Source organism: Psychroserpens ponticola, from assembly GCF_023556315.2.
Classification (GTDB): Bacteria; Bacteroidota; Bacteroidia; order Flavobacteriales; family Flavobacteriaceae; genus Psychroserpens; species Psychroserpens ponticola.
This window is the reverse complement of sequence record NZ_CP116221.1, coordinates 344183-368052: the sequence shown is the minus strand read 5'-3', so window position 1 is coordinate 368052 and position 23870 is coordinate 344183. Positions and strand designations below refer to the sequence as shown.

The following is a 23870-nucleotide window of genomic DNA, read 5'->3' as shown; positions in this document are numbered from 1 at the left end:
ACACTTGTTAGTTAAGGAAACAAAGATACAAATATAATTCTTAATTAGGTATTAATTCCTTCAATGAGGACTTCGCTTAAGCTGTGAGCTAAATCGTTTGCGTAAAGCTCTTCTTTTTTAGGAATCCATAAATACAATGATCGCAAAGTGGTTAGCATAGAAAACATGATAATTTCGGGATTGCTACTTTTAATTTCAGAAGTTGAAATACCATTTTTTATGACGTTAAGAAAGTTCGTTTCATATTCATTTCGAAGCTGAAGATAGTAGTCTAATTGATCTTCGAGATGCATCCAATCATTATTTAAAGATGCCATACCATTTGTATTATGAGACGTAATATAGACATGAAGCGAAACAATTTTCTTTAATTTTTCAATATTAGTGACTTCAGAATGGATAATGGTATTCATTCCTGAAGTGAACTCTTCAGCTATAGAAATGATAATAGCCTTTAGAATGTCTTGTTTAGAATTGATATGATTATAAAGACTAGCGGCTTTAATTCCCATAGCAGTAGCCAAATCGCGCATTGTAACAGCACTGTACCCTTTTTCTTTAAAAAGTTTTGAGGCTGTATTTATAATTTCATCTTTTCTAGTTTCTGTTTTCATATTGTTGAGGAAGATAAAAAAAATAAGTTGTAACTATTGTTACTAACCTTTTGAAATAATTGTATGTAATTTGTAAAAAAATAAAAATATGGGATTATTAGACACATTATTTGGAAACAAGAGTGATAAAATTAAAGATTTTCAATCGAGAGATGCTTTAATAATAGACGTAAGAACTGAAGGTGAATATAATCAAGGTGCAATTCCTGGGTCTAAAAACATTCCTTTGCAAATTATTAAAAGCAAAATAAGTGATATTAAAAAACTGAACAAACCAGTGATTACATGTTGCGCAAGTGGTATGCGTTCTGGCAGTGCTGCTAGTATTCTAAAAACTCAAGGTATTGAAGCAATGAATGGAGGAGGATGGCTTAGTTTAAGTAAAAAACTATAGTTTAAAACCATTAATATTGTCTAAATTAGTAATTGGTGTATCATTAAATTTTAATGTCCAACCTAAAGAATTGGTCAATATATAAAATTTAGCCAACTCACTAATCAATCTATTTTTTGCATTAGATTTCAATTCTGAATCTTCAATTTTTTTCATTAATGACGTTTTTACAATCTCTTTAATTTCATTATAATCTTTAGCTTCAAATTGATTAAAAAAATCTGCTTGTATGTCGTAATATTCAAAATCGGGATTGATATTAATCTCTTCTTTAGGAATGCTTTTAATGTGTAAAGTTTTGTTTAGTTCGTCAATTTGATAATCAATCAAACTTAGATCATATCCAATTGTGACATCTGCATTAACGATGACTACAGCTCTTTTTTCAGCTTCTAACCAATCTCCAAAAACAGTTTTTGAGTTTTCATAAGTAAACACCTCACTAAAATGACCTTCGGTAACTACCAATTTACCTACGTTTTTGACTTGTTTATTGATGAGAGCTGAATGCTCTCGCAAAGTGATTTTATCTTCCTTTATATCTCCACAATATTTAAAAGTAAACAAGACAACTAAAGTAATAAAGACACCAAAAAATATTTTTCGCATGTGCTAATTTAATTATTAAAAAATGATCATTACTAATGGACATTAAATTTATACAAAATCTTCAACTAAACAGCTAATAATTGTGACCAATTCGAAATGTAAGTGTCTAAATTATGAATGACCCGAATTAAATAATTCTTTTAAAACAAACACAAACAAAATGAACAAAAGATTGTCTTTATCAATATTAATTTTAATGATTACCACCTTTTTGGCTTATGGTCAGGAAATAACTTTCCAAAAGAATGTAAACTACAAGGCAAGTACATTACTACAAAATTTGAACAAAAATAGAGATAGTCTTTTACTCGAAAGCAAAAACAAGCAAATCAGTCAAGTTGATATTTTCAACGAAAACTTTTCGCAAAGTATTGATGTTTACAGTAATAAAACTAAAATTGACCTTAAAACATTACCAGTAGGAGATTTTGTTATTCAAGCTATAGTGGACAAAAACCTAATAATCATGTATTTGCATAAAAACAAAACCATGAAGATTGCATCTTCTGACCAAATGGGAAATATTATAGTTGATAAAGAAATAGCATCAAATCACAATGCTAATATTATTGGTAAAGAGGAAAACCACCTTTATTACTGGGTTGTATCTGAGAGTAATTCTAATTTTGGATCAAGTAAATCTATGACGTTAGTATACAGGGAAGATGTAGCTAAATTAATTTCAAAAAATAAATTAGAATTAAAATCTGGCGTAGGAAAAGATAATAAACTACTTGTCTATACGATTTATAATAAATCAAAATTCATGAATAAACAGTTTAGAAATCCTAAATATTATAAATCTGCTGAAGAATCAAAATTCTTCAATGCAGAACCCTATTATGCATCAAATAATGAAAAAGAGGATACCTCTAAGCCTTAAAACCTTCTAAAACGAAGCTTTCAAATAATTGCATTCAAATCAAGGTTAAATTACTTTCACACATAGCCTAATCGAATACAAATCGAGACTGAGATTGGCATATCTCATTATTTTTAACTATATTAGATTTAATTATAGCCCCAAACTATGACTAAAAACACCTACATTGTAGCAGCTTTGCTATACACTTTATTTAGCTATGGCCAGCAAATTACTTTTCATAAAAATGTAAACTACAAAGCGAGTACTTTACATCAAAGCCTTAATAAGAAAAGGGACAGCCTTATATTAGAAAGTAAAAATCAGCAAATCCACATCATAGATATTTTTAACAAAAACTTTTCAAAAAGTATAGTTATTAATAGCAATAAGGCTAAAGTTGACCTTAAATTTTTACCCATAGGAAATTTTGTTATTCAAGCCAAAATAGACAAAAAATGGATTATAATGTATTTAGAGAAAAGTGAAGCTATAAAAATTACAGCTTCAGACCAAAAGGAACAAAATATAGATTATAAAGTTAGTGACTTCAAGGATATTGAAACCAAGGACAAGTCTGACGGTATTACAACATCAGTTCAAAATGTACATGATTTAGAGGAAAAAGGATTAGCATCTAATATAACACCAGAAAACACTAAAACAAATAACAGTTCACATTATTACTGGGTTGTATCTGAAAGTAATTCTGGTTTTGGATCGAGCAAATCTATGAGGCTGGAATACAAAGACGATATTGCCAAATTGATTTCTAAAAACAAGTTAGAATTAAAATCGAACGTCGGAAAAAATAATAAATTAATAATTTATGAGATTTACAACACTTCAAAGTTTATGCCTAAGCAACTAAGAAATCCAGTGTATTATAAAACAGATAAGTCAAATTTCTTTAATGTGATACCTATTTATGCTTCAACAAATATGGAAACAAGCTCTTACAATCCATAAACGCTAACACTCGTAAAGCAATTAAACATAAATATTAAAAGTGCTGTTTTGCTAGATATATTTAATAAAAAAACATTAGTTTCCTTCGACATATGAAGTCTAACTAATGTAATTTCAAATTGAATTGACAGCAAGACAAAAATAACAAGTTTATCACATTACTACATGACCAAAGCTTTAATCTATGATTAAATTATTATTTCTTTTTCAACTCTAATTTTTCTGCAAAATAATCACAGAAATCCATCATAGTTGCCGACATTTTTTCATCTTGAGTAGCTCTATGAAACGTCTTACTCATTTCAACCAAGGTTTGATGAAAAAATAATTTCATTTCATCAACAGGCATGTCTTTAGTCCAAAGATCAATTCTAAGAGTTTCTTGAGCTTTACTGTCCCAAACAGCAAGCATCATCGCTTTCGCTTCAGCATTAGAAATCCCTCCATCTTGAGCAGTCCAATGCAATTTCTCAGGCACTCTGTTTTCGTCAAGTGAAACGTTGAGTTCTATTTTAGAAGTATGTTTTTTTGCCATTATTTTGGTGGTTTATAATTCGAATTATTAAAAATTTCAACGGCATCTTTTTTCAACATATCTAAAAAAGGCACATTGTTATTATTCATATAGGCTCTTACAATTTGCCAGCCAATATATTGACCAAGACGTCCTGGAGATTCTCTATCTAATTGCAAATAAAACTTTGAAAAAGGTGCATCTGCTATAAAGCGACTAGGTAAAGTATTATCAGTACTAAACACATATTCATTCTCAATAAAGTTGGTCCAAATCTCACCTTCATTGTTCTTAGCAAATTCTAATTGTAATTGAGTATATCCTATTTTTTCCTCATCCGTTTTAAACGGAATCATTTTATCTTTAAAATATAACTGCTTCCCAAAATAGACCATATCATCCAAAAGAGTTTTCTTTTGAGGCTGAAATATATAACGTTCAGCATAGTCAGATGTGAGATTAGAAACAATCTGAGAAGGCTTCATGTTTTGTGTAATGTATTTTGGAATATTAGCATAATACTCATGTTCTGAGCCTAGGTAATTATCAAGAGGAATAAGTACAATTGTATCTGTAACAATCACTTTATCTCTATACTTTACATCATTGGTTAAGGTAATCACACGTGGTTCAGAAAACGTAAGGTCGTAATACTTTAAGTGTTGAAAAAGCCCAGTAAGTTCACTTTCAATAGTTGAAAAATCATTAAATTTTTCATGTACTTCATTCAATAATTCATTCTGTAAAGTATCTTTCATTCGAGCTATAAAAACAGAATCAGGAACGTATTTAGAAAACATAAAAGGAAATGCTTTCTTGAGTTGTTCTAAATCTTGAGGACGAGCTTCTGAAAATGCACGATCAAAACGTTCAACCATAAGGTTGACATCAATTTTAGAAATTTCAGTTTCCACTTGATCTTCATTTTTACAAGAATAAACAGTTAATAATAAGAAAAGAATACAACAAATGTTTTTCATATCTATGTTCAAAAAAACTTAAGCATTATTAATTTTTATAACTAACGTCATTGCTTTATTTTTGTTTTGCAAAGGTACTATTCTTTCATTTAAATTCTATAAAAATGCAAACAGAAAAAGTTGTTGATTATATTGTAAACTGGCTTAAAGATTATGCTACAAACGCAAAAGTAAATGGCTTTGTGATTGGTATTTCCGGTGGAATTGACTCTGCTGTAACTTCAACTCTTTGTGCAAAAACAGGTTTAGACCTTTTATGTATTGAAATGCCTATTCATCAAGCTGCAAGTCATGTTAGCAGAGCTCAAGAACACATTACACAATTAAAGCAACGTTTTCCAAATGTTAAGGACATTAAAACTGACCTAACACCAGTATTTGAAGAATTTAAAACAGAGGTCTCACTTGAAGGTAAGCAGAGTACTGTTGATATGGCATTAGCAAATACTAGAGCAAGATTACGAATGACCACTTTATACTATCATGCTGGACTTTTAGGTCTATTAGTAGCAGGAACAGGCAATAAAGTTGAGGATTTTGGTGTTGGATTTTACACAAAGTATGGTGATGGAGGCGTTGATTTAAGTCCGATTGCTGATTTACTAAAATCTGAAGTTTATGACATTGGCAAACTTTTAAACGTCCCAGAATCAATAATGAAAGCTGCACCAAGCGATGGTCTTTTTGGTGATGCCAGAAGTGATGAAGATCAAATTGGAGCAACATATCCAGAATTAGAATGGGCAATGCAGCAAAAAGATGAAGGCAAAACCGCTGATGATTTTGAAGGAAGACAACGCGACGCTTTTCAAATATTTTCGCGATATAATAGTAATAATCAACATAAAATGGTGCCTATACCAATTTGCGAAATTCCTAAGAATTTAAAATAATCAATGAATTAATCACTATAAAAAGCCGTACTTATTATTTTTTTTCTATTTTTACGTTGTTGTCTCCACATTCTAGAACTTAATCTAATTAGGTTCTGGCACTTAGTAACCAACTAAAATAAATATCATGATTAAGGTATTAGTAGTAGACAGCCATCCAATAATAAGGACTGGTTTAGAACTCTTATTTAAGGAACACAATGAGATAGAAGTTATTGGAACAGTTGGAAGTGGTGTTGAAATATTTGAGTTTGTAAGACGTCATCAGGTCGATGTTATCATATCAGAAATTGATCTTCCTGAACTTAATGGCATTACTGCATTGAGAGCCATTAAGAAAGAGCACAGTAGCATTAACATTATAATGTTTAGTTATCATCCTGAAGAAATATATGCGATTAGCACTATAAAAGCTGGAGCTTCTGGATATGTATCAAAAACAGAATCTACTGAAGTTATCGAAAAAGCAATTCTACTTGCTCATAGAGGTGATTTGTATTTAAGTGAAAAAATGTCAAAACATCTTAAATATAATGATACCAAAAAATCAAAAAGCAGAATTTACAAGCGACTATCAACTCGTGAAGTAGAAGTTTTAAAACTATTGTCTTCAGGTAAAAAGAATAAGGAAATTGCTTTAGAACTAGATATTAATGAAAAAACCGTTAGCACCTACAAAGCTAGATTATTCAAAAAATTGAATGTTACCAATTTAATAGATCTTGTCAACCAAGGCAAGCATATGGAAATTACTTAAACTTTTCCACCAATGACTTTTCCAAGCTTTCTTGAGAGCAACATTTTAAGACCTAGATAATCTTTGACATCTTCTAGAATACTTCTTGAGTTTGAATCTTCTTTTAATGTCTCATTTTGATATTCAGCAACTTTTTTATCAATTAAATAGCATCTTAATGTTAAAATAGTCTGATTTACCAATTGCGAAATACTATGTTGTTTTTCTTTTGGAATGATATGATTGCGCTCCCAATCGTGCAAATTATAACGTTCGTCATTCATTAAAATAGTGGTCACTTCCTCAGCTAAACTTTGGTCTAGTTTATTTACAAAGTTTCGTGTAGAGAATTCAGACTCTTGATGTAAGGTATCAATTATTGAATAATACAATGTTTTGAATATTGCATTTGTAAATTGCATTTCATCTTCTTGTAAATCCAAGTAGACTTTTTCAAAAACGCGCGCATTATGAACCACAGGTTCTAATTGTAATTCGCCATCATCACCTTCCTTTAAAACTAAATCTTCAAAATCTTCTGTTTTAGTTCCGTAGAGCAATAATATTTCAATGATTTTGCGTTCTAACTCGTATTGTAAATCTATTTTAGGTGCTTTAACCTCAGGTTTTACAACTTGAAATGCTTTTTGTTGCGTTTTATATACTTTGTTTGCCTCCTGATTTTCTTTTTTATTGATTTGAGCCAAGGTGCTAAATAACACATCTTCACTAATATCCATGATTCGTGAACACTCTTGGATATAGATTTCCTTTTTTATTTGGTCTGGAATTTTAGAGATACTATTAACAATTTCTCTAATCGTTTCGGCCTTTTTAATAGGATCATTATTTGCTTCTTTAACCAATAAAGAAGCCTTAAACTGAATAAAATCTTTAGCATTATTATCTAGATATGATGCCAACTCTTCTAGCGTATTTTGTTTTGCAAAACTATCTGGATCTTCACCTTCTGGAAACGTACAGACTTTAACATTCATACCTTGTTCTAGAATGAGATCAATACCTCTAATAGACGCTCTAATTCCTGCAGCATCACCATCAAAAAGAACCGTTATATTTTTTGTTAATCGATTTACAAGTCTAATTTGTTCTGGTGTTAATGCTGTTCCAGAGGATGCTACGACATTTTTAATTCCGGTTTGATGAAACTGAATTACATCTGTATACCCTTCAACCAAATAGCAATTATCTTCCTTTGCAATACTTTGTTTTGCATGAAATAAACCATACAAAATTTTACTTTTGTGATAGACTTCACTTTCAGGTGAATTTAGGTATTTAGCTGCTTTTTTATCCGTTTTTAAAATTCGTCCACCAAATCCTAAAATACGTCCACTCATACTATGAATAGGAAACATTACACGACCTTTAAAACGATCAAATTTCTTTTCCTCTTTTACAATAGTAAGTCCCGTTTTATTTAAAAACTCTAATTGATATCCTTTCTTTAATGCTGCATCAGTAAATGCATGCCATTCGTTAAGGGAATATCCTAAATTAAATGTTTTAATCGTTTCATTTGTAAAGCCACGTTCTTTAAAATAACTCAGTCCAATGGCTTGTCCTTGGTCAGTTTTAAGCATGACTTTTTGAAAATACTCATTCGCAAATTCGTTAACTAAGTACAAACTTTCGCGTTCATTAGCCTCTAACTTTTGCTCGTCTGTTTGTTCAGTTTCTTCAATTTCAATGTTATATTTTCTAGCTAAATATTTAATCGCTTCAGGATAAGTGAAGTGTTCATGCTCCATTAAAAACGTTACTGCATTTCCTCCTTTTCCGCTAGAAAAATCTTTCCAGATTTGCTTAACAGGTGACACCATAAAGCTTGGTGAACGTTCATCACTAAATGGACTTAAGCCTTTGAAGTTACTACCTGATTTTTTTAATTGCACAAAATCACCAATAACCTCCTCAACTCGAGCGGTTTCAAATACTTGTTCTATACTTCTTTGTGAAATCAAATGATTAAATAAAATTGAATGGTAAATTTAGGATATTATTAGCTAACAAAAAAGCTTCATTACTAATGGTAATGAAGCTTTTTAAGAAAATTAGTTTTCTATCTAATGTAAATCAAATCTTAGACCTAAAGATACATTATGTTGTTCAACAAGTTGGTCTTTAAACAATGGATTTAAATCATATTTTGCATAAAGTGATATTTGGCCATAACCAACATAAGCACTCAATCCATAAACAAAAGTAGAGGCATTAAAACTACGTCTTGATTTGTCTTTTACTTTATCTCCATCTTCTTTATAACGCAATTTACTTTGTGTGGCTAATCTCACTCCAGCATAACCTCCAAGTCCAACTTTAAATTTATTATATGTTGAATAACGGATTCTATTACCATAATCTTTAAATTTAGAAGGTCCAAATTCAATATGAACAGGGAACACCAAATTAGTGACTCTAAGTTGTGATTTCCTAAGTTCAACAGGAAACTCCTCAAGTGTAGTTTGGTCTCCATTTTGAACAAAATACAAATCATCTTTTACATTGAGTTTATTCCATTGAAAGGCAAATCCATAGTTGATTCTTGCAAAATTAGAAGTCTTAGACAAACGTGTTTCCCAAATCCATCCTAACTCAACAAACCCAGAACCACCAAGCTCATAAGGTGTATTGCTCAAATCTTGACCATCACCAATAGCGTTATTAAACCCTATTGAGAATAATAATTTGTTAGACGTACGAATATCATATTTAGGTGGTTTTCTTTTCCCTTTTGCAAAGTCTATTAAAAATCCACTAGAACCAATATTAATAGACATAGCGTTGTTTTCTTCATCTGCAATATGCTTAATTCCAGGATTTCGTTTAAGAAGATTAATCTTTGCATCAATAATAGCAATACGATCTTCAATATTTGCTGCATGTTTTAAAGCGGCTTCCTTTTTAAGATTTTCAGCTTCTTCACTAGTGATATCACCTTTGTCTAATCGCTGATTAATCGTTTCGACTTCTTGTTTTAAAAAATCACGTTCTTCATTAGCAATCGTTTTTTTAGTTTCTTCCAATCTATCAATTTTTAAACCGTTTTCTACATACGGAATTGTTTCTTTTGCGATGGAATCTTTTTGTTGTTCTTGTGCAGTAATTGTGCTTGCAATTAGACATAGGACTAGCAGCACTACATGTTTAGTAATAGTGTTCATAATGTTAGTAATTTAATTGATGTTTTGTTTAACTATTCGTTTTTGATTGATGATTTTTTTTTAGTTTCGACGTTCGGCAACTGCAGTCTTTACCGAAGTATAACTAGATTTTAAGGCTTTAAATACTTTGTCTCTAAACGATTGCTCCAACTCTACTTCAACGTCTTGAAGTAATGCATCGGCATCAACAGTTCTCGTAGTTTCATCGTATATACGTTGCTTTAAAATTTCTCTTTGAGCTTGTTTTAAAAGTGAATCTATTTCTTTATCAGTCACTGATGATTCATTGGTTTGAAGCTGTTTTATTACGTTAACAACTTCAATAATTTTTAAGTCTTCATTAGATAGGACTTCTACTGGACTATTATCATTCCTTTTCGTTTTATCATTCTGTACTGAAGCCATCACATTTTCAGGTTCTTCTTGGAGTAGATTTTTTTTCTCTTTAACTACTTTCTGTGTATTTAGAGTTTTATTATTTGACGCTGAAGCGACTTTAGTTGCATTTATCTTCTCTGTATTTTTATTCTCTAATGCTGTATTTGTTACGATGTTTTCGACAGGATTAGGTTCAGGGATTAATTCCGTTTCACTTTGAGTACCTGTATTTGTTTCAACAACAATTGGTAGTACATCTTCAGTAGTAGAACTTTTATAAAACTGAGTCGTTACAAGAATGACACCTACAATACTTGCAGCTATCCCAATCCACCAGAATCTAGTGTTATTGTTCGTTTTTTCTTCTTTATCTAATCGGTCTGCCAAAGTATTCCAGGCAGCTAATGTTGGCTCTAAGGTTCTATTTTCGAGCTTGTCTTTTAGTTTGTCTTCAAATTTAATTGGTGCCATAACTCGTTTTATTTAATTCTTTAATTTTTTTCTGAAGCATTTGTCGTGCTTTAAATAATTGTGATTTAGAAGTTCCTTCAGAAATATTAAGCATTTGAGCTATTTCAAAATGTTTGTAGCCTTCAATTGCATACATCACAAATACCATTTTGTAACCTTCAGGAAGCTCGTCAATTAATTGTTGAATTTGCGCAACTTCAATTTCAGTGTTGATATTATTAGAATATTTTTGTGGAATGGATACCTCTTCAATTGAAAATTCTATTTTTTTCAGTTGTCGTAAAAAAGAAATAGATTCTCTTACCATTATTTTCCGCAGCCATCCTTCAAAACTTCCTTGATGCTTAAACTTTTTCAAATTTGTAAACGCTTTTAAAAAACCATTAAGCATTACAGATTCTGCATTTTGAATATCCTTTATATAATACCTACAAACACTTAACATTTTTGGTGCATGAACCTTATACAATTCGTGTTGCGCTTCACGATTGTTTTTGGCTGCTTTTTTTAAAAGTGCAGTGTTGTTGTTATGTAAATGAATAACTTTCAAATGTGCTAGTTTAGGTCTTCTATTTATAAAGACGCAAGAATTGTGCAAATGGTTGCCTAGTAGCTAAAAAAAAATTATTGAGCTGTTTTTATTGAATTTCAAATGTACTTCTATAACATTTAAATCAACTTAACAACCTTTTATTTTTTACGATCAATAACGTAATTTACCATGAGTTGTAAAGCAGATTTATATTGAGATTCCGGGTATGTATTTAGTAGTTGTAATGCTTCGTGCTGAAAGGATTTCATCTTAGTAACAGCATATTCTAATCCGTTGTTTTGTTTGACAAATGCAATAACCTCTTTAACTCTCTTTTTATTTTTATTATGGTTTTTAATAGAATTAATCAACCACTTTTTTTCTTTTATAGAGCAGTTATTCAAAACATGAATTAACGGCAAGGTCATTTTTTGCTCTTTTATATCTATTCCAGTAGGTTTACCAATAGCTTCTTCTCCATAATCGAACAAATCATCCTTAATTTGAAATGCCATACCAATAAGTTCACCAAACTTCCTCATAGTATCAACATCTTGAGAATTTGGTTTAACAGATGCTGCTCCAAGACTACAGCAAGCTGCAATTAAAGTAGCCGTTTTTTGACGGATAATATCATAATAAATTTCTTCAGTAATATCAAGTTGTCTGGCTTTTTCAATTTGAAGCAATTCGCCTTCACTCATTTCTTTAACTGCAACCGAAATAATCTTCAGCAAGTCAAAATCGTTATTATCAATAGACAGTAATAATCCTTTAGACAACAAATAATCACCAATAAGAACAGCAATTTTATTTTTCCAGAGTGCATTTATTGAGAAAAAACCACGTCTTCTGTTGCTATCATCTACAACATCATCATGCACTAAAGTGGCTGTATGAATCAACTCAATTACAGAAGCACCTCTATAAGTCCGTTCGCTTACCTGACCATTATCAACCATTTTAGCAACCAGAAACACAAACATAGGACGCATTTGTTTCCCTTTTCGATTTACGATATAATGTGTGATTCGATTTAATAAGGCCACCTTACTTGACATAGACAACAAGAACTTTTGTTCAAAAAGTTCCATTTCATAGGCAATGGGTTGTTTTATTTGTTCCGTTATTTTCAAGTGAAGTCAACTTTTAACAAACCTAGTAAAAAAAAGAATAGTCATTAGATTTAGAATGCAAAAAATGCATATATTTAAGTTAAATTTTTTTTATGAAAAAAATAGTATTGTTTGTTTTTATCTTCAGTTTCATAAGTTGTAACAATGATGATGATTCAGAAACTATAAATCAACTTCATTTATCAGAAAACATTGAAGTTTACGAAGAAAATCTGATAGAAAATAGTTTAGTTCTAGCTATTGAAAATGGCGGAAACACTTCATATTTATTAAACAAACAAGGGCAACGTTTACATCAATGGGATTTTGATACTAATTTAGGTAATGATTTAGAACTGTTACCTGATGGAAATTTAATAGGTATGTTTAAGGTGTTTGGTCCAGACATTAGTTTTGGTGGATCTGGAGGAACCATAAAAATATTAAATTCAAATTCTGGTGTAGAATGGCAATACACATATGCCTCAAACAATTATATCGCTCATCACGATGTTGAGTTACTACCAAATGGCAATGTATTGTTTATTGCTTGGGAACGTGTTTACGGATTAGTAGCACAAACTAATGGTGTTAATGTAGCTGATGACATTTTTCCTGAAACTTTAGTAGAAGTAAATCCTACAACAAATCAAATTGTTTGGAAATGGAATAGTTTTGACCATATAATACAAGATTTTGATGCAAACGACTTAAATTTCGGATCGATAAACGAAAACCCACAACGCATTGACATCAATTATAATAGTAGTGCCAATGGAGGAGATATCATGCATGCCAATGGTATTGATTATGATGAAACAAACGATATTATTTACTTAAGTGTCAATAATTACAGTGAAATTTGGGTCATAGACCATAGTACAACTACAATTGAAGCTGCTTCAAATACTGGAGGAAATTATAATAAAGGAGGTGATTTGGTATACCGCTTTGGAAATCCTGAAGCTTATAATAGTATTGGAAATCGTTTATTCTACAATAATCATTTTCCAAATTTGATTGAAAAAGATGTTCCAGGAAAAGATAACATGCTTGTTTTTGTGAATAAGGATAATAATCTAGAACAATCTGCTGTTTATGAATTAGAGTTACCAGTCCCTTTTAATTTACTTCCAAACACAAATAATGAACCAAACATTGTTTGGGAATTCACAGACCCAACGATGTATTCTCGTATTATTTCAGGAGCCGTAAGACTAAAAAATGGTAATACGCTTATTTGTGATGGCGCTTATGGTTTCTGGGAAATAACTCAAGATGGTGTTATTGCGTGGAAATATAATAGTCAAAACACAAATATGTGGCGTGGTTATAATTATTATCAAGATGACAACGCATTGTCATTCTTAGATTTACAATAAAACCACACAAAGCTAAAAATTACTATATTTGTTTAATAATCAATTTAAAACACGAAAATTATGAAAAAAATTACTCTATTACTTTTATTTTGTTTAACAGCTGTGTCTTGGTCTTATAGCCAATGTTTTGACCCAGTTTACCAGTATCCACCAACAACAGTTACTTTAGGCGCTATACCTGGTCCACAAGAGATAGCTGAAGATAACTGGCCACAAAATGAATTTTCAGTTCTTGATGGATTAGTAATTGGTGAGTCCTATACTGTTACTGCTACTCCTGATCAAACTGATCCAGATTACACACCAGGCGCAATGACTTACATTACGGTATCATCTGATGGTATAACAGAAATAGTTTCTGGTTTTGATTCTGTATCTTTTGTTGCAACAACTGCTGGAATTACAATTTTTTGGACTCTGGATGCTGCATGTAATGATGGGCCTGACTTAAACACAGAAACAGCAATTGAATGTACAACGTGTACATGTGATGCAACAGCTGCTCCAGAAGCAGTATCAAATCCTACACCAGCTGATTTATCTGATGTAGTATTAACTCTAACAGGAGGAACTACATTCGCATGGGATGAGAGTATGACAGGTGATGCTGCAGATAGCTTTACGATATTCATTGGCACAACAATGGCAGCCGATGAAATTGGCTTCTTAACAAATGCTACAAGTGGTAATGGTGTTAATTTTGGTGGAGTTGCTAATACCACTTATTTCTGGAAAGTTGATGCGATAAACTGTTTTGGTACAACAACAAGTGCTGTATGGAGCTTTAACACCATAGACTGCCCAGAGGTAGCTGCTCCTGCTTGTAATATGATGCTTGCTCCTACTGACAACCAAATGGATGTCGCTACAGTTGAAGCAACTGATACGTCAAGAGAGGTTAATTTATCATGGAATGCGATTGCTGGTGCAGACTCGTATCAAATAACATTTGATGGAAATGTACTTGGTGCTACTCCAGAAACAGATATCGATATTTTTGGATTAGATTACAATACTTCTTATACTTGGTCTATAGCTCCTACAAATTGCTTTGGTGCAGCTGCTGCTTGTAGTACATTTACTTTTACTACAGAAGAAGATCCTGCATTAAGTGTTGCTCAATTTGAAAATCAATCACTTTCTGTGTATCCTAACCCAGTAAAAGATCAATTGACTATTAAAACAGAATTATCAATTGAAACTGTTGAAATTTTCAATATCCTTGGAAAACAAGTGAAAAGCATTTCAGGTAATTCTATGTTAAACAATAAAGTAGACATGACATCTTTACTTGATGGTATTTATTTCTTAAATATTACAGCTGAAGGTAAAAAACAAACTATAAAAGTTATCAAGCAATAATAACTTATTTAATGTATTAAAAAAGAGCTACAAATTGTAGCTCTTTTTTTATGCTTTATTTGCTAGTTGTCCGCAAGCAGCATCAATATCCTTACCTCTAGATCGCCTCACAGTAACAGTAATGCGATTGGCCTCCAACATGGACACATACATATCTAAAGCTTTTGAATTGGCTTGTTGAAACTCACCATCATCTATTGGATTATACTCAATAAGATTCACTTTACTTGGTGCAAATTTGCAGAATTCGATTAAAGCTTCAACATCTCTTTTAGTATCATTAATGCCATCCCAAACCACATATTCGTAAGTAATTCTATTTTTTGTTTTAGCATACCAATATACTAGAGCTTCTCTGAGATCTTTAAGAGGAAACGTCGCATTAAACGGCATGATTGATGTCCGAACCTCATCTATAGCAGAATGCAACGATACAGCAAGCTTAAACTTCACTTCATCATCTGCCATTTTTTTAATCATTTTTGGCACACCTGAAGTAGATACAACTATTCGTTTTGGAGACATTCCTAAACCTTCAGAAGATGTGATTTTATCAATAGCCTTGAGCACATTATTGTAATTCATGAGCGGTTCTCCCATTCCCATAAAAACGATATTACTTAATGGTCTGTTATGATATAATTTACTTTCTCTATCAATAGCCACCACTTGATCGTAAATCTCATCTGGATTAAGGTTTCGCATACGCTTAAGTCTCGATGTAGCACAGAATCTACAATCTAAACTACAACCTACCTGACTAGACACACAAGCAGTTGTTCGATTTTTAGCAGGAATTAGAACCGACTCTACTATTAAACCATCATGTAATCGAACTGCATTTTTAATCGTTCCATCAGAACTACGTTGCATTTGATCAACCTTAATATGATTTATGGCAAAATTAGTCTCTAGCATCTCTCTCGTTTCTAAAGAAACATTTGTCATGTCTTCAAAACTATGAGCACTCTTACTCCATAACCATTCATAAACCTGATTTCCCCTAAACGCTTTATCACCTTGACTCACAAAAAAATCACGCAATTGTGCTTTAGTTAATGCTCTTATATCTTTCTTTTTTATTTCCATTGGTTCATAAATGATGTTACAAAAGTAAGCAAAGGTTTTTTGATTTGATTGAAATTAAAGGATCTCACACTTAACAAAAAAACAAAGCCTTATCATTTAAGACAAGGCTTTGTTAAATATTGTATAAAAAATATTTACTTATATAATTAACATCGCATCACCATACGTATAGAAACGATATTTTTCTTTTACTGCAATCTCATAAGCTTCCTTCATAAAATCGTGTCCAGCAAAAGCAGACACCATCATTAACAAAGTAGATTTTGGCGTATGAAAATTAGTAATCATGCTATTTGCGATACTGAAATCATAAGGAGGAAAAATAAATTTATTTGTCCATCCAGCATAATCATTTAATGTTCCGCTTGAAGACACTGAACTTTCAACAGTTCGCATTGCAGTTGTACCTACAGCACAAATACGTCTTTTTTCAGTAATGGCATTATTAATAACATCTGCAGCACCTTCTAGGATTTCGATTTCTTCGCTATCCATTTTATGCTTAGATAAATCTTCAACTTCGACAGGGTTAAAAGTTCCTAAACCAACATGAAGTGTCACTTCTGGTAAGTGAACACCTTTAATTTCTAAACGCTTTAACAAGTGTTTTGAAAAATGTAAACCTGCAGTTGGAGCAGCGACAGCGCCTTCTTTTTTAGCAAAAATAGTTTGGTAGCGCTCTTCATCTTCTGGCTCAACCTCTCTTTTAATGTACTTAGGTAATGGTGTTTCGCCAAGTTCGGTTAATTTTCGTCTAAATTCTCTGTAAGATCCATCATAGAGGAAACGTAATGTTCTTCCTCTTGATGTTGTATTATCAATAACTTCAGCTACTAAAGTATCATCATCACCAAAATAGAGTTTATTACCAATTCTAATCTTTCTAGCTGGATCAACTAAAACATCCCAAAGACGTTGTTCTTGGTTAAGTTCTCTCAGTAAAAACACTTCGATTCTCGCACCAGTTTTTTCTTTATTTCCATACAAACGCGCAGGAAACACCTTTGTATTATTTAAAATCATCACATCATCCTCTTGAAAATAATCGATAATATCTTTAAAAAGCTTGTGTTCAATGGTTTTATTTTTTCTATCTAAAACCATTAACCTAGCTTCATCTCTTATGTCTGAAGGGTGTTCTGCTAATAATTCTTCTGGTAAATCAAAATTGAAGTGTGATAATTTCATTTGTTATTTTTTATTTTTCAAGTTGCAAATATACAATCTCAAAGTAGGCCTTGTCAAGTAAATCGACTGATTTTATTAAGAAATATTAAATCCGAGGGTTTTAAGGTCTTCCCAAAACGACGGAAATGACTTTGAAACGACATTAGCTTCATTAATTTGAATTGATATTTTTAATGCTAAAGGTGCAAACGCCATAGCCATTCTGTGATCATTATAGGTGTCAATTGAAACGTCACAATTCAAACTTTTATTTGAGAATAAATGAAGGGAATTTTCTGTAATATCAATTTGTCCTCCTAACTTCTCAATTTCAATTTTTAAGGCCTCTAAACGGTCTGTTTCTTTAATCTTTAAGGTATGTAATCCCGAAAGTTGACATTCTATTCCTAATCCGAGACAAGTCACAGCTATTGTTTGAGCAATGTCTGGCGAATTATTAAGATTATACATTTTAGGAGTGACGTTTTCAGCTGTCTTTTTCAAAACAATTGCGTTTTTATTAAAACGTGTTTCAACACCAAAATCTTTATAAATAGTAATTAAAGCGGAATCCCCTTGCAAACTATTCTGTTTATAAGAAGACAGAGTAATCTGTGTTCCAACAGGACTCAATGCCAAGATGCTATAAAAATACGATGCAGAAGACCAATCAGATTCTACGATTAATGTTTGCGAATCCGCTTTTGTAGTTTTAGGACTTACCGAAATAACATTTGCTTCAAACTCGGTTTTAACTCCAATTTGATGGAGTAAATCTAAAGTCATATTAATATATGGAACAGAAGTTATTTCACCTTCAAGCGTTAACTCAAGTCCGTTAGTAAGTTTAGGAGCTACAAGCAATAATGCTGAAATATATTGGCTACTCACATTTGCGTTTAGAGTTACTTTATCTTTAATTAGTTGTTGTCCGTTAATTTTCAAAGGCGGACAATCTTCACTTTCTAAATATGCTATGTCAGCGCCTAGAGTATTTAAAGCCTCAACTAAAATTTTTATTGGTCGTTCTTTCATACGAGACGAACCCGTTAACACAACTTTTCTATGTTCTTGAGTTGCAAAATACGCCGTAAGAAAACGCATTGCAGTTCCTGCGTGATGAATATCTATATGATCTTCTGAAGTCTGCAAAGCGTATTGCATGACTTTAGTATCATCACTATTTGAAAGATTTTTAATGTTGATTTCTGGGAATAAAGCCTGAAGCAATAACAATCGATTAGATTCACTTTTAGAACCTGTAATAACGATTGATGATTGATTTGCTATTGACGATTTTTGAAGTATAACGTTCATCGTTACTTCAATTTTTGATTATTATGGTGTCTGTCGTGGTCACGCTTTGTTTTGATATCTAATTTTTTATCAAAAGCAGACTGAAGATCAATACCAGTTTGATTAGCAAGACATAAAACCACAAACATAACATCTGCTAGTTCTTCACCTAAATCTTTATTCTTATCGCTTTCCTTTTCACTTTGCTCACCATATCTACGCGCAATAATACGAGCTACTTCACCAACTTCTTCTGTAAGTTGCGCCATATTAGTCAATTCGTTAAAATAACGAACACCATGTTTTTTAATCCAGTTATCAACCTCGAGTTGAGCATTTTTGATATCCATTTATTTTTTTTTGAGAACAACTTGTTCTGTCTGTTTTTCAATCATTAATTGATAAAACTCTTTAAATTGCTCATATTCTGAAGGCAAAATTAAGGTTTTGTTCAAGTCTAATGAAACAATAAACTGAATAAAATTACCATTCTCTTTTGCTAAGTAAGTAAACTCACCATCAGTTCCATTAAATTGATACTTTACACTCTCAGGCAAAGACTCTATTGCATAACCTTCTGGAATCATCATATTAACCATAAACTTATCTGCAATAGGATATACAAAATCAATTGGATACACTCGTGTATCATCTTTAAAAGGGTTCTCATTATTAGCTAAGAACAATAAAGGCGTTACGTATAAATTACCTCCAATATCTTCCATTGCATTATTGAGAACATAGCTGTAAGATTCATTAATTGGTTTATTGACGTCATTCATATGGTCTAATTTCACTTCTGAAATTTCAATTTCACCTTTATCTTTTTCTAAGCTTTCAATAATCTCATCATCATTGTGATTTTCAAACTTGTTTCTGATATTTTTTGCTTGATAATCCGTATACTGATGTCTAACTTTACCACTAGCAGATAGGTCTTCGCTAAGTTTCACATTAAGGGAAACAGATTCTTTTGAAGACATTTTAGGAATCAAATCAACCCAATCTGAGCTACCATCTTCTTTGATTAATCGACCTAACCAATTTAATGTATTTGTAGGCAAAATATTGGCTGTATTAAACTTACGTGTTGCATCTAAGAGAACAATATTACCATCAATATTTATTGTAGAAATCAAGTAATTAAAACCTTTACGAGTTGGTACTAATGGAATTCCATTACTTTTAGTGCTCACTAAAACTGGGTTTGCATCTAAACCTGCATAACGCAGCATAGATGTCAGCATTAAATTAATATCTCCACTATTTCCAGTGCCTGTTTTATAGGCCTTAACAACTCCTTCATCAGAGGTGTAACCATAATAATCATTCCATTTTACTTTTGACTTTACATGATTAAATATTAAAGCTGCTCTTTGCTGTGCATCACTTTCTGGAACACCAGACAATAATGCGTCAAGTTCATCTTTATAATAGTTCTTTTTCTTTAATTGATCACCAAAATCTGAGTTATCGTAAATACTTTTAGTTACTTTTTCCCATGTATTAGAAAAATATTGAATAGGATCTCCAGGAAACTCTAAACGTTCTAACTCTACAATCAACCTAGATTGATAGTTTCTCAAGTTATCAATATAGTTTTCATCTTTTAAGGGAGGAATATTAGATAAATCTGCTTCTACAACAACATCCATAAAAGTTATTTTAGATGTATTATATTCAGTTATTCCGCCTGCTCTAGCTTTTGAGCGCTCTTTACTTGTAATTGTAACAGTTCTATTCTTCTTGCTATTTACAAACTCAGGAAGATAAGAAGCTCTAGGGTTTAAAAATGTTTTGTAGACTAAATATTCTGGCATATTTAAAGAAATATCCAGTTTTTTAGTTGGAATTAATTGCTGGAAATCGATATCATCAATTCCATAGAGCTGAGATTGAACAGTATACTCAAACTCAATAATGCAACCTTCTTTGATGTTTGGCATTGTGAATTTAGTAGTTTTCCTATATTTATTTGTTTCCTCTTCAAAAACACCATCATTCTTTAGCTTGTCTTTAATTATTTTTCCGCCTTCAATATTATAGGTATAAGCTTTTAAACCCAAGACTTCTTCCTTAGAAGTACTATTTCCTCCAACATATAAACTAATTGATTTTGTAGCATAATCGAATCCTTCTTTTGTATAAATTTTAATACGTTGATGAATCTCATTATTCTGAATAAAACCCTTTCCTTGTTGATAATCAAATTTAACCTTTTGCTTTTTATACAATATTGCTGCAGTAGCATCTGGGTATTCTGGATGTGATTTTTCTAAAAGTTCTGCTTCACTAACTTTACCAAATTTATAGTTTTGCGCAGTGAGTGTTTGAGCGATAATTAGAACAGCAATTATTACTAATTTTTTCATTATTTAAGCTTTAGATTTTAGTACTATTTTTGATTTATCATATTTAACAATTTCGAGCCAAAATTGCCTAAAATCATCATATTCTTCTTTGGTATACTTGCCTTTATTCATAATCAATTCACGTTGATATAATAAAGTGTCATCTGAAGTTTGTGTAATTGAAGCTTTATAAATTCCAAACTTGTTTTCTATGAAAACGGGATTCATCAAAGCCTCGACTTCAAACGTGCTAGGGATTTTAATTTCATAAGCATCTGTATCTGTGAACCCTCGATCCATTTCAAATGGAAGTGTACGCGTAACATATCGTTTTGGAGCAGATTCAATTCGGTTAAAAACATTAGGTTGCAATAAGAGTCTATTTCCAGCTTTTGCTGCATAGCGTTCTGCTGCAACTTTAAGGGTTTCAGTAAAAACAATACTATCTTTATCGTTGCTGTAGTTCATGCCAGAAACATTAAGTCCATTGATATAATTCCAATAGTCTTTATAAGCTAACATTTGATCTTTGACAGGTAACGCTTCAGTCTCTTCGTGTTGGCCATATTGCGTACCATAAGATTTTGAAACAATTTCAGCCTCTATATTTCCAGTAACATCTACGTTAATTAGTGCTTTAGTATCTAATAAATTGTCTTCAGTTTTATACACTTTGGTATGAACAATTTCACCGCCTTCTGGAGTAATAATAAGAGCATTTCTATCGTCTGTAAACCCAGCATTATAAGCAAATGGAGCCGTTTGACTTGTACATTCTAACCAAACATAATCAGATTCATTTGGCAAGCACAAAATAACATGATTACCTTGAACAGATGAAAACGTTTCATCAATATGCCTTATATCTCTACCTCCATAAATAACTGTGTAAAAACTTTCTACATCTAATTCATCTAACATTGCTTTTGTGTAATTTGTAAGACCTTTGCAATCTCCATAACCCAATCTATCAACGTCACTAGCCAGCATTGGTTTCCATCCACCAATACCAACCTGTACACTTATATATCTCGTACGACTCTGCATATATTGATATACTATTTTTGCTTTTTCTAAATCTGTTTGTGCATTTGCGGTCAAACCTTTTATTTCATCGATCACATGTTGAGGTAATTCTTGTGTATCTTGAATTAATTCATCACTCATCCACTTACCAAAATCCTTCCAATTGGTATTTACTCCCTCAACACCTTCCATGTCAAATCGAGTTAATGACGCTTTAAAAATGGGTGCAAAACTGTTAAATGGAGGACTGTACGTTTCGTATTTTAAAGCCTTCAAATTCTTAGCAGAATAATGTGTTTCGCTGTGTTTTTCAATGCTGTAATCTTCAAAATTGGATACTTTTGTTTTTAAATCAACACCAGAATTGTTAGTTATTTTATAATCCACATTTTGTGAACTTGTGTAATAGCCATCTACAGGTCTCCATATAGGAATAAAAGCTGTAGAACGATACTCAACTTTAGTCTCAAAAACAACAGTATATGGATAATTTATGGGTGTATAATCCATGTATTTAACTCGATTATCGGAATACAAGGTTCCACCAGACACTGCGGATTGATCTTTAAAATCGCTTTTACGTATTTTCTTGATTTCCTTACCTTGTTCATTATAAACTCTAGCTTCTAATTTTTTAATATTAGTATTTTTATCATAGCCCATGTAAGCACCATGTTTCGAATCAGCAGAAGAATTTAGAATTGTTACAATTCGCTTATTTGTATACACCATTTTATTATACGATTCAATCTCGATGAGTGTGTTTTCCAATCTAATAATGGCATTAGCATTCTCTCTTAGTTCTGTAGGAATTGAAAGTGATTGTAGCAAAAGTTCATCTTGTGCCATTGAAGGTAAAGACGTAAACATAAAGCAAATAAGAAGCAGTAGTTTATTAAGCATTCTTAAGAAAAATAGTTCTTTATTCAAAAATATAAATAATTAAATCAGAACAAAACTTTAAGACTATTTTCTATACTTATTTCTTAAAAAAATAACACATAATACTAATATACAAGGAGTAACAATATATTTCAACTCGCTTAACAATACTTGCAAGCCCCATTCTGATAAGAATTTTTCAATACCAATTGGAGAGACTTTTATGCCTCTAAATGAAAAAAAATACCGTTCAGAATTAAATGGAATTAAAAAACCAACTCCTTTTCCACCTGAAGTCATGGCATCTAATATCCCATGAGATAAGGTTGATAAAAATAAGACGATAAAGAAAATGATTCTTTTGGTTTTTGAAAACAGAACGGTTAACACTAACGACCATAGTAATGCAAAAGCTATGGAATGTGTGAAACCACGATGACCTAACATATGTTCATATGGAATCCCAAAACTAAAGGCTAAGACATCTGCATCCGGAAGAATAGACGATAGTATGGCCAATAGCATTAAGATTTTTAAATCTTGCTTATCAATAACTTTCGAAATGGTGAACGCTAAAATCCCATGACCAAAAAGAGATGCCATTATACTTTATTTTTAGAATCCATAATAATAGTTACTGGTCCATCATTTAGCAATTCAACTTTCATATCTGCACCAAATTGCCCAGTACCAATCGATTTACCTAAATCTGATTCTAATTGCTTAATAAATGATTCATAGAGTGGAATTGCAATATCAGGTTTTGCAGCTTTAATATAGCTTGGTCTATTTCCTTTTTTAGTACTTGCCTGAAGCGTGAATTGACTTACTACAATTGCATCTCCTTTTGACTGAAGTAAAGACTCATTCATGACGCCATTTTCATCAGAAAAAATGCGAAGATTTGTAATTTTATTAGACAGCCATTTAATATCTTCTGAAGTATCTTCATCAACAACACCAATAAGGATTAACAATCCGTTTGCTATGGAAGCAACGATTTTAGAATCAATTGTCACGCTGGCTTTTGATACTCTTTGGATGACTGCTTTCATAAATTGAA

24 protein-coding genes are annotated in these 23870 nt (G+C 31.7%); 7 read left to right on the top strand and 17 right to left on the bottom strand.

Translation table 11 applies throughout. From position 1 onward, the window contains the following. Window positions 1-44: 44 nt before the first annotated feature. On the bottom strand, window positions 45-614 hold the full coding sequence (locus MUN68_RS01525) for a TetR/AcrR family transcriptional regulator (protein ID WP_249995074.1): 570 nt from the start codon (window positions 612-614) through the stop codon (window positions 45-47). Window positions 615-702: 88 nt separating this feature from the next. Between MUN68_RS01525 and MUN68_RS01520 the strand changes: the two genes are divergently transcribed. Next, a complete protein-coding gene (locus MUN68_RS01520) occupies window positions 703-1008 on the top strand; it encodes a rhodanese-like domain-containing protein (RefSeq protein ID WP_249995075.1) in 306 nt (101 codons plus the stop codon). Here MUN68_RS01520 and MUN68_RS01515 read toward each other — a convergent pair. Continuing rightward, complete coding sequence (locus MUN68_RS01515) at window positions 1003-1617, bottom strand: DUF4230 domain-containing protein (RefSeq protein ID WP_249995076.1); 615 nt, start codon at window positions 1615-1617, stop codon at window positions 1003-1005. The two genes, MUN68_RS01520 and MUN68_RS01515, sit on opposite strands and share 6 nt — an antisense overlap. A 160-nt stretch (window positions 1618-1777) precedes the next feature. Here MUN68_RS01515 and MUN68_RS01510 point away from each other — a divergent pair, with 160 nt between their 5' ends. Both MUN68_RS01510 and MUN68_RS01505 read left to right on the top strand, forming a co-directional pair. After that, entirely contained in the window at window positions 1778-2500 is a 723-nt protein-coding gene (locus MUN68_RS01510; protein ID WP_249995077.1) for a hypothetical protein, read from the top strand. A gap of 147 nt (window positions 2501-2647) precedes the next feature. After that, window positions 2648-3448, top strand: a complete 801-nt coding sequence (locus MUN68_RS01505) for a hypothetical protein (protein WP_249995078.1) — start codon at window positions 2648-2650, stop codon at window positions 3446-3448. 196 nt (window positions 3449-3644) lie between these two features. Here the strand turns inward: MUN68_RS01505 and gldC are convergent, their stop codons facing one another. Both gldC and gldB read right to left on the bottom strand, forming a co-directional pair. Then, on the bottom strand, window positions 3645-3983 hold the full coding sequence (gene gldC / locus MUN68_RS01500) for a gliding motility protein GldC (RefSeq protein ID WP_249995079.1): 339 nt from the start codon (window positions 3981-3983) through the stop codon (window positions 3645-3647). After that, window positions 3983-4942, bottom strand: a complete 960-nt coding sequence (gene gldB, locus MUN68_RS01495) for a gliding motility lipoprotein GldB (protein ID WP_249995080.1) — start codon at window positions 4940-4942, stop codon at window positions 3983-3985. The genes gldC and gldB overlap by 1 nt, the downstream gene beginning before the upstream one ends. A 104-nt stretch (window positions 4943-5046) precedes the next feature. Between gldB and nadE the strand changes: the two genes are divergently transcribed. After that, window positions 5047-5835: an NAD(+) synthase gene (nadE, locus tag MUN68_RS01490; RefSeq protein WP_249995081.1), complete on the top strand. Its 789-nt coding sequence runs from the start codon at window positions 5047-5049 to the stop codon at window positions 5833-5835. Between the two features lie 127 nt (window positions 5836-5962). Next, window positions 5963-6592: a response regulator transcription factor gene (locus MUN68_RS01485; protein WP_249995082.1), complete on the top strand. Its 630-nt coding sequence runs from the start codon at window positions 5963-5965 to the stop codon at window positions 6590-6592. Here MUN68_RS01485 and dnaG read toward each other — a convergent pair. The 5 genes from dnaG to MUN68_RS01460 all read right to left on the bottom strand — a co-directional run bounded on the left by dnaG (window position 6589) and on the right by MUN68_RS01460 (window position 12273). After that, window positions 6589-8556: a DNA primase gene (dnaG, locus tag MUN68_RS01480; RefSeq protein WP_249995083.1), complete on the bottom strand. Its 1968-nt coding sequence runs from the start codon at window positions 8554-8556 to the stop codon at window positions 6589-6591. The genes MUN68_RS01485 and dnaG overlap by 4 nt on opposite strands. Before the next feature lie 102 nt (window positions 8557-8658). Then, window positions 8659-9756 (bottom strand): hypothetical protein, encoded by a 1098-nt coding sequence (locus MUN68_RS01475; protein WP_249995084.1) that lies wholly within the window; start codon window positions 9754-9756, stop codon window positions 8659-8661. A gap of 60 nt (window positions 9757-9816) precedes the next feature. Next, on the bottom strand, window positions 9817-10605 hold the full coding sequence (locus MUN68_RS01470; RefSeq protein WP_249995085.1) for a hypothetical protein: 789 nt from the start codon (window positions 10603-10605) through the stop codon (window positions 9817-9819). Further along, window positions 10592-11155, bottom strand: a complete 564-nt coding sequence (locus tag MUN68_RS01465; RefSeq protein ID WP_249995086.1) for an RNA polymerase sigma factor — start codon at window positions 11153-11155, stop codon at window positions 10592-10594. The genes MUN68_RS01470 and MUN68_RS01465 overlap by 14 nt, the downstream gene beginning before the upstream one ends. Window positions 11156-11295: 140 nt before the next feature. Continuing rightward, the gene (locus MUN68_RS01460) at window positions 11296-12273 is read right to left on the bottom strand and encodes a polyprenyl synthetase family protein (protein ID WP_249995087.1); all 978 of its coding nucleotides are present in this window, start codon (window positions 12271-12273) and stop codon (window positions 11296-11298) included. Between the two features lie 92 nt (window positions 12274-12365). On the opposite strand from MUN68_RS01460, the gene MUN68_RS01455 reads away from it, so the two are divergent. After that, a complete protein-coding gene (locus MUN68_RS01455; protein ID WP_249995088.1) occupies window positions 12366-13634 on the top strand; it encodes an aryl-sulfate sulfotransferase in 1269 nt (422 codons plus the stop codon). Between the two features lie 60 nt (window positions 13635-13694). Beyond that, the gene (locus MUN68_RS01450; RefSeq protein ID WP_249995089.1) at window positions 13695-14996 is read left to right on the top strand and encodes a T9SS type A sorting domain-containing protein; all 1302 of its coding nucleotides are present in this window, start codon (window positions 13695-13697) and stop codon (window positions 14994-14996) included. A 48-nt stretch (window positions 14997-15044) separates the two neighbouring features. On the opposite strand, the gene rlmN is transcribed toward MUN68_RS01450, so the two are convergent. The 8 genes from rlmN to dtd all read right to left on the bottom strand — a co-directional run bounded on the left by rlmN (window position 15045) and on the right by dtd (window position 23862). Further along, window positions 15045-16085 carry a 23S rRNA (adenine(2503)-C(2))-methyltransferase RlmN gene (gene rlmN / locus MUN68_RS01445; RefSeq protein ID WP_249995090.1) on the bottom strand — a complete coding sequence of 347 codons (1041 nt, stop codon included), beginning with the start codon at window positions 16083-16085 and terminating at the stop codon, window positions 15045-15047. Between the two features lie 138 nt (window positions 16086-16223). Then, on the bottom strand, window positions 16224-17273 hold the full coding sequence (gene queA / locus MUN68_RS01440; protein WP_249995091.1) for a tRNA preQ1(34) S-adenosylmethionine ribosyltransferase-isomerase QueA: 1050 nt from the start codon (window positions 17271-17273) through the stop codon (window positions 16224-16226). Window positions 17274-17348: 75 nt separating this feature from the next. Beyond that, window positions 17349-18569 (bottom strand): 3-phosphoshikimate 1-carboxyvinyltransferase, encoded by a 1221-nt coding sequence (locus tag MUN68_RS01435; protein ID WP_249995092.1) that lies wholly within the window; start codon window positions 18567-18569, stop codon window positions 17349-17351. A gap of 2 nt (window positions 18570-18571) precedes the next feature. Further along, window positions 18572-18898 (bottom strand): nucleotide pyrophosphohydrolase, encoded by a 327-nt coding sequence (locus MUN68_RS01430; protein ID WP_249995093.1) that lies wholly within the window; start codon window positions 18896-18898, stop codon window positions 18572-18574. Further along, on the bottom strand, window positions 18899-20920 hold the full coding sequence (locus MUN68_RS01425) for a DUF3857 domain-containing protein (protein ID WP_249995094.1): 2022 nt from the start codon (window positions 20918-20920) through the stop codon (window positions 18899-18901). It abuts the gene before it with no gap. A gap of 3 nt (window positions 20921-20923) precedes the next feature. Further along, window positions 20924-22855 carry a DUF3857 domain-containing protein gene (locus MUN68_RS01420; RefSeq protein ID WP_272792394.1) on the bottom strand — a complete coding sequence of 644 codons (1932 nt, stop codon included), beginning with the start codon at window positions 22853-22855 and terminating at the stop codon, window positions 20924-20926. A gap of 36 nt (window positions 22856-22891) precedes the next feature. Continuing rightward, window positions 22892-23410 carry a metal-dependent hydrolase gene (locus tag MUN68_RS01415; protein ID WP_249995096.1) on the bottom strand — a complete coding sequence of 173 codons (519 nt, stop codon included), beginning with the start codon at window positions 23408-23410 and terminating at the stop codon, window positions 22892-22894. Further along, window positions 23410-23862 (bottom strand): D-aminoacyl-tRNA deacylase, encoded by a 453-nt coding sequence (gene dtd, locus MUN68_RS01410; protein ID WP_249995097.1) that lies wholly within the window; start codon window positions 23860-23862, stop codon window positions 23410-23412. The genes MUN68_RS01415 and dtd overlap by 1 nt, the downstream gene beginning before the upstream one ends. Window positions 23863-23870: the final 8 nt, after the last annotated feature.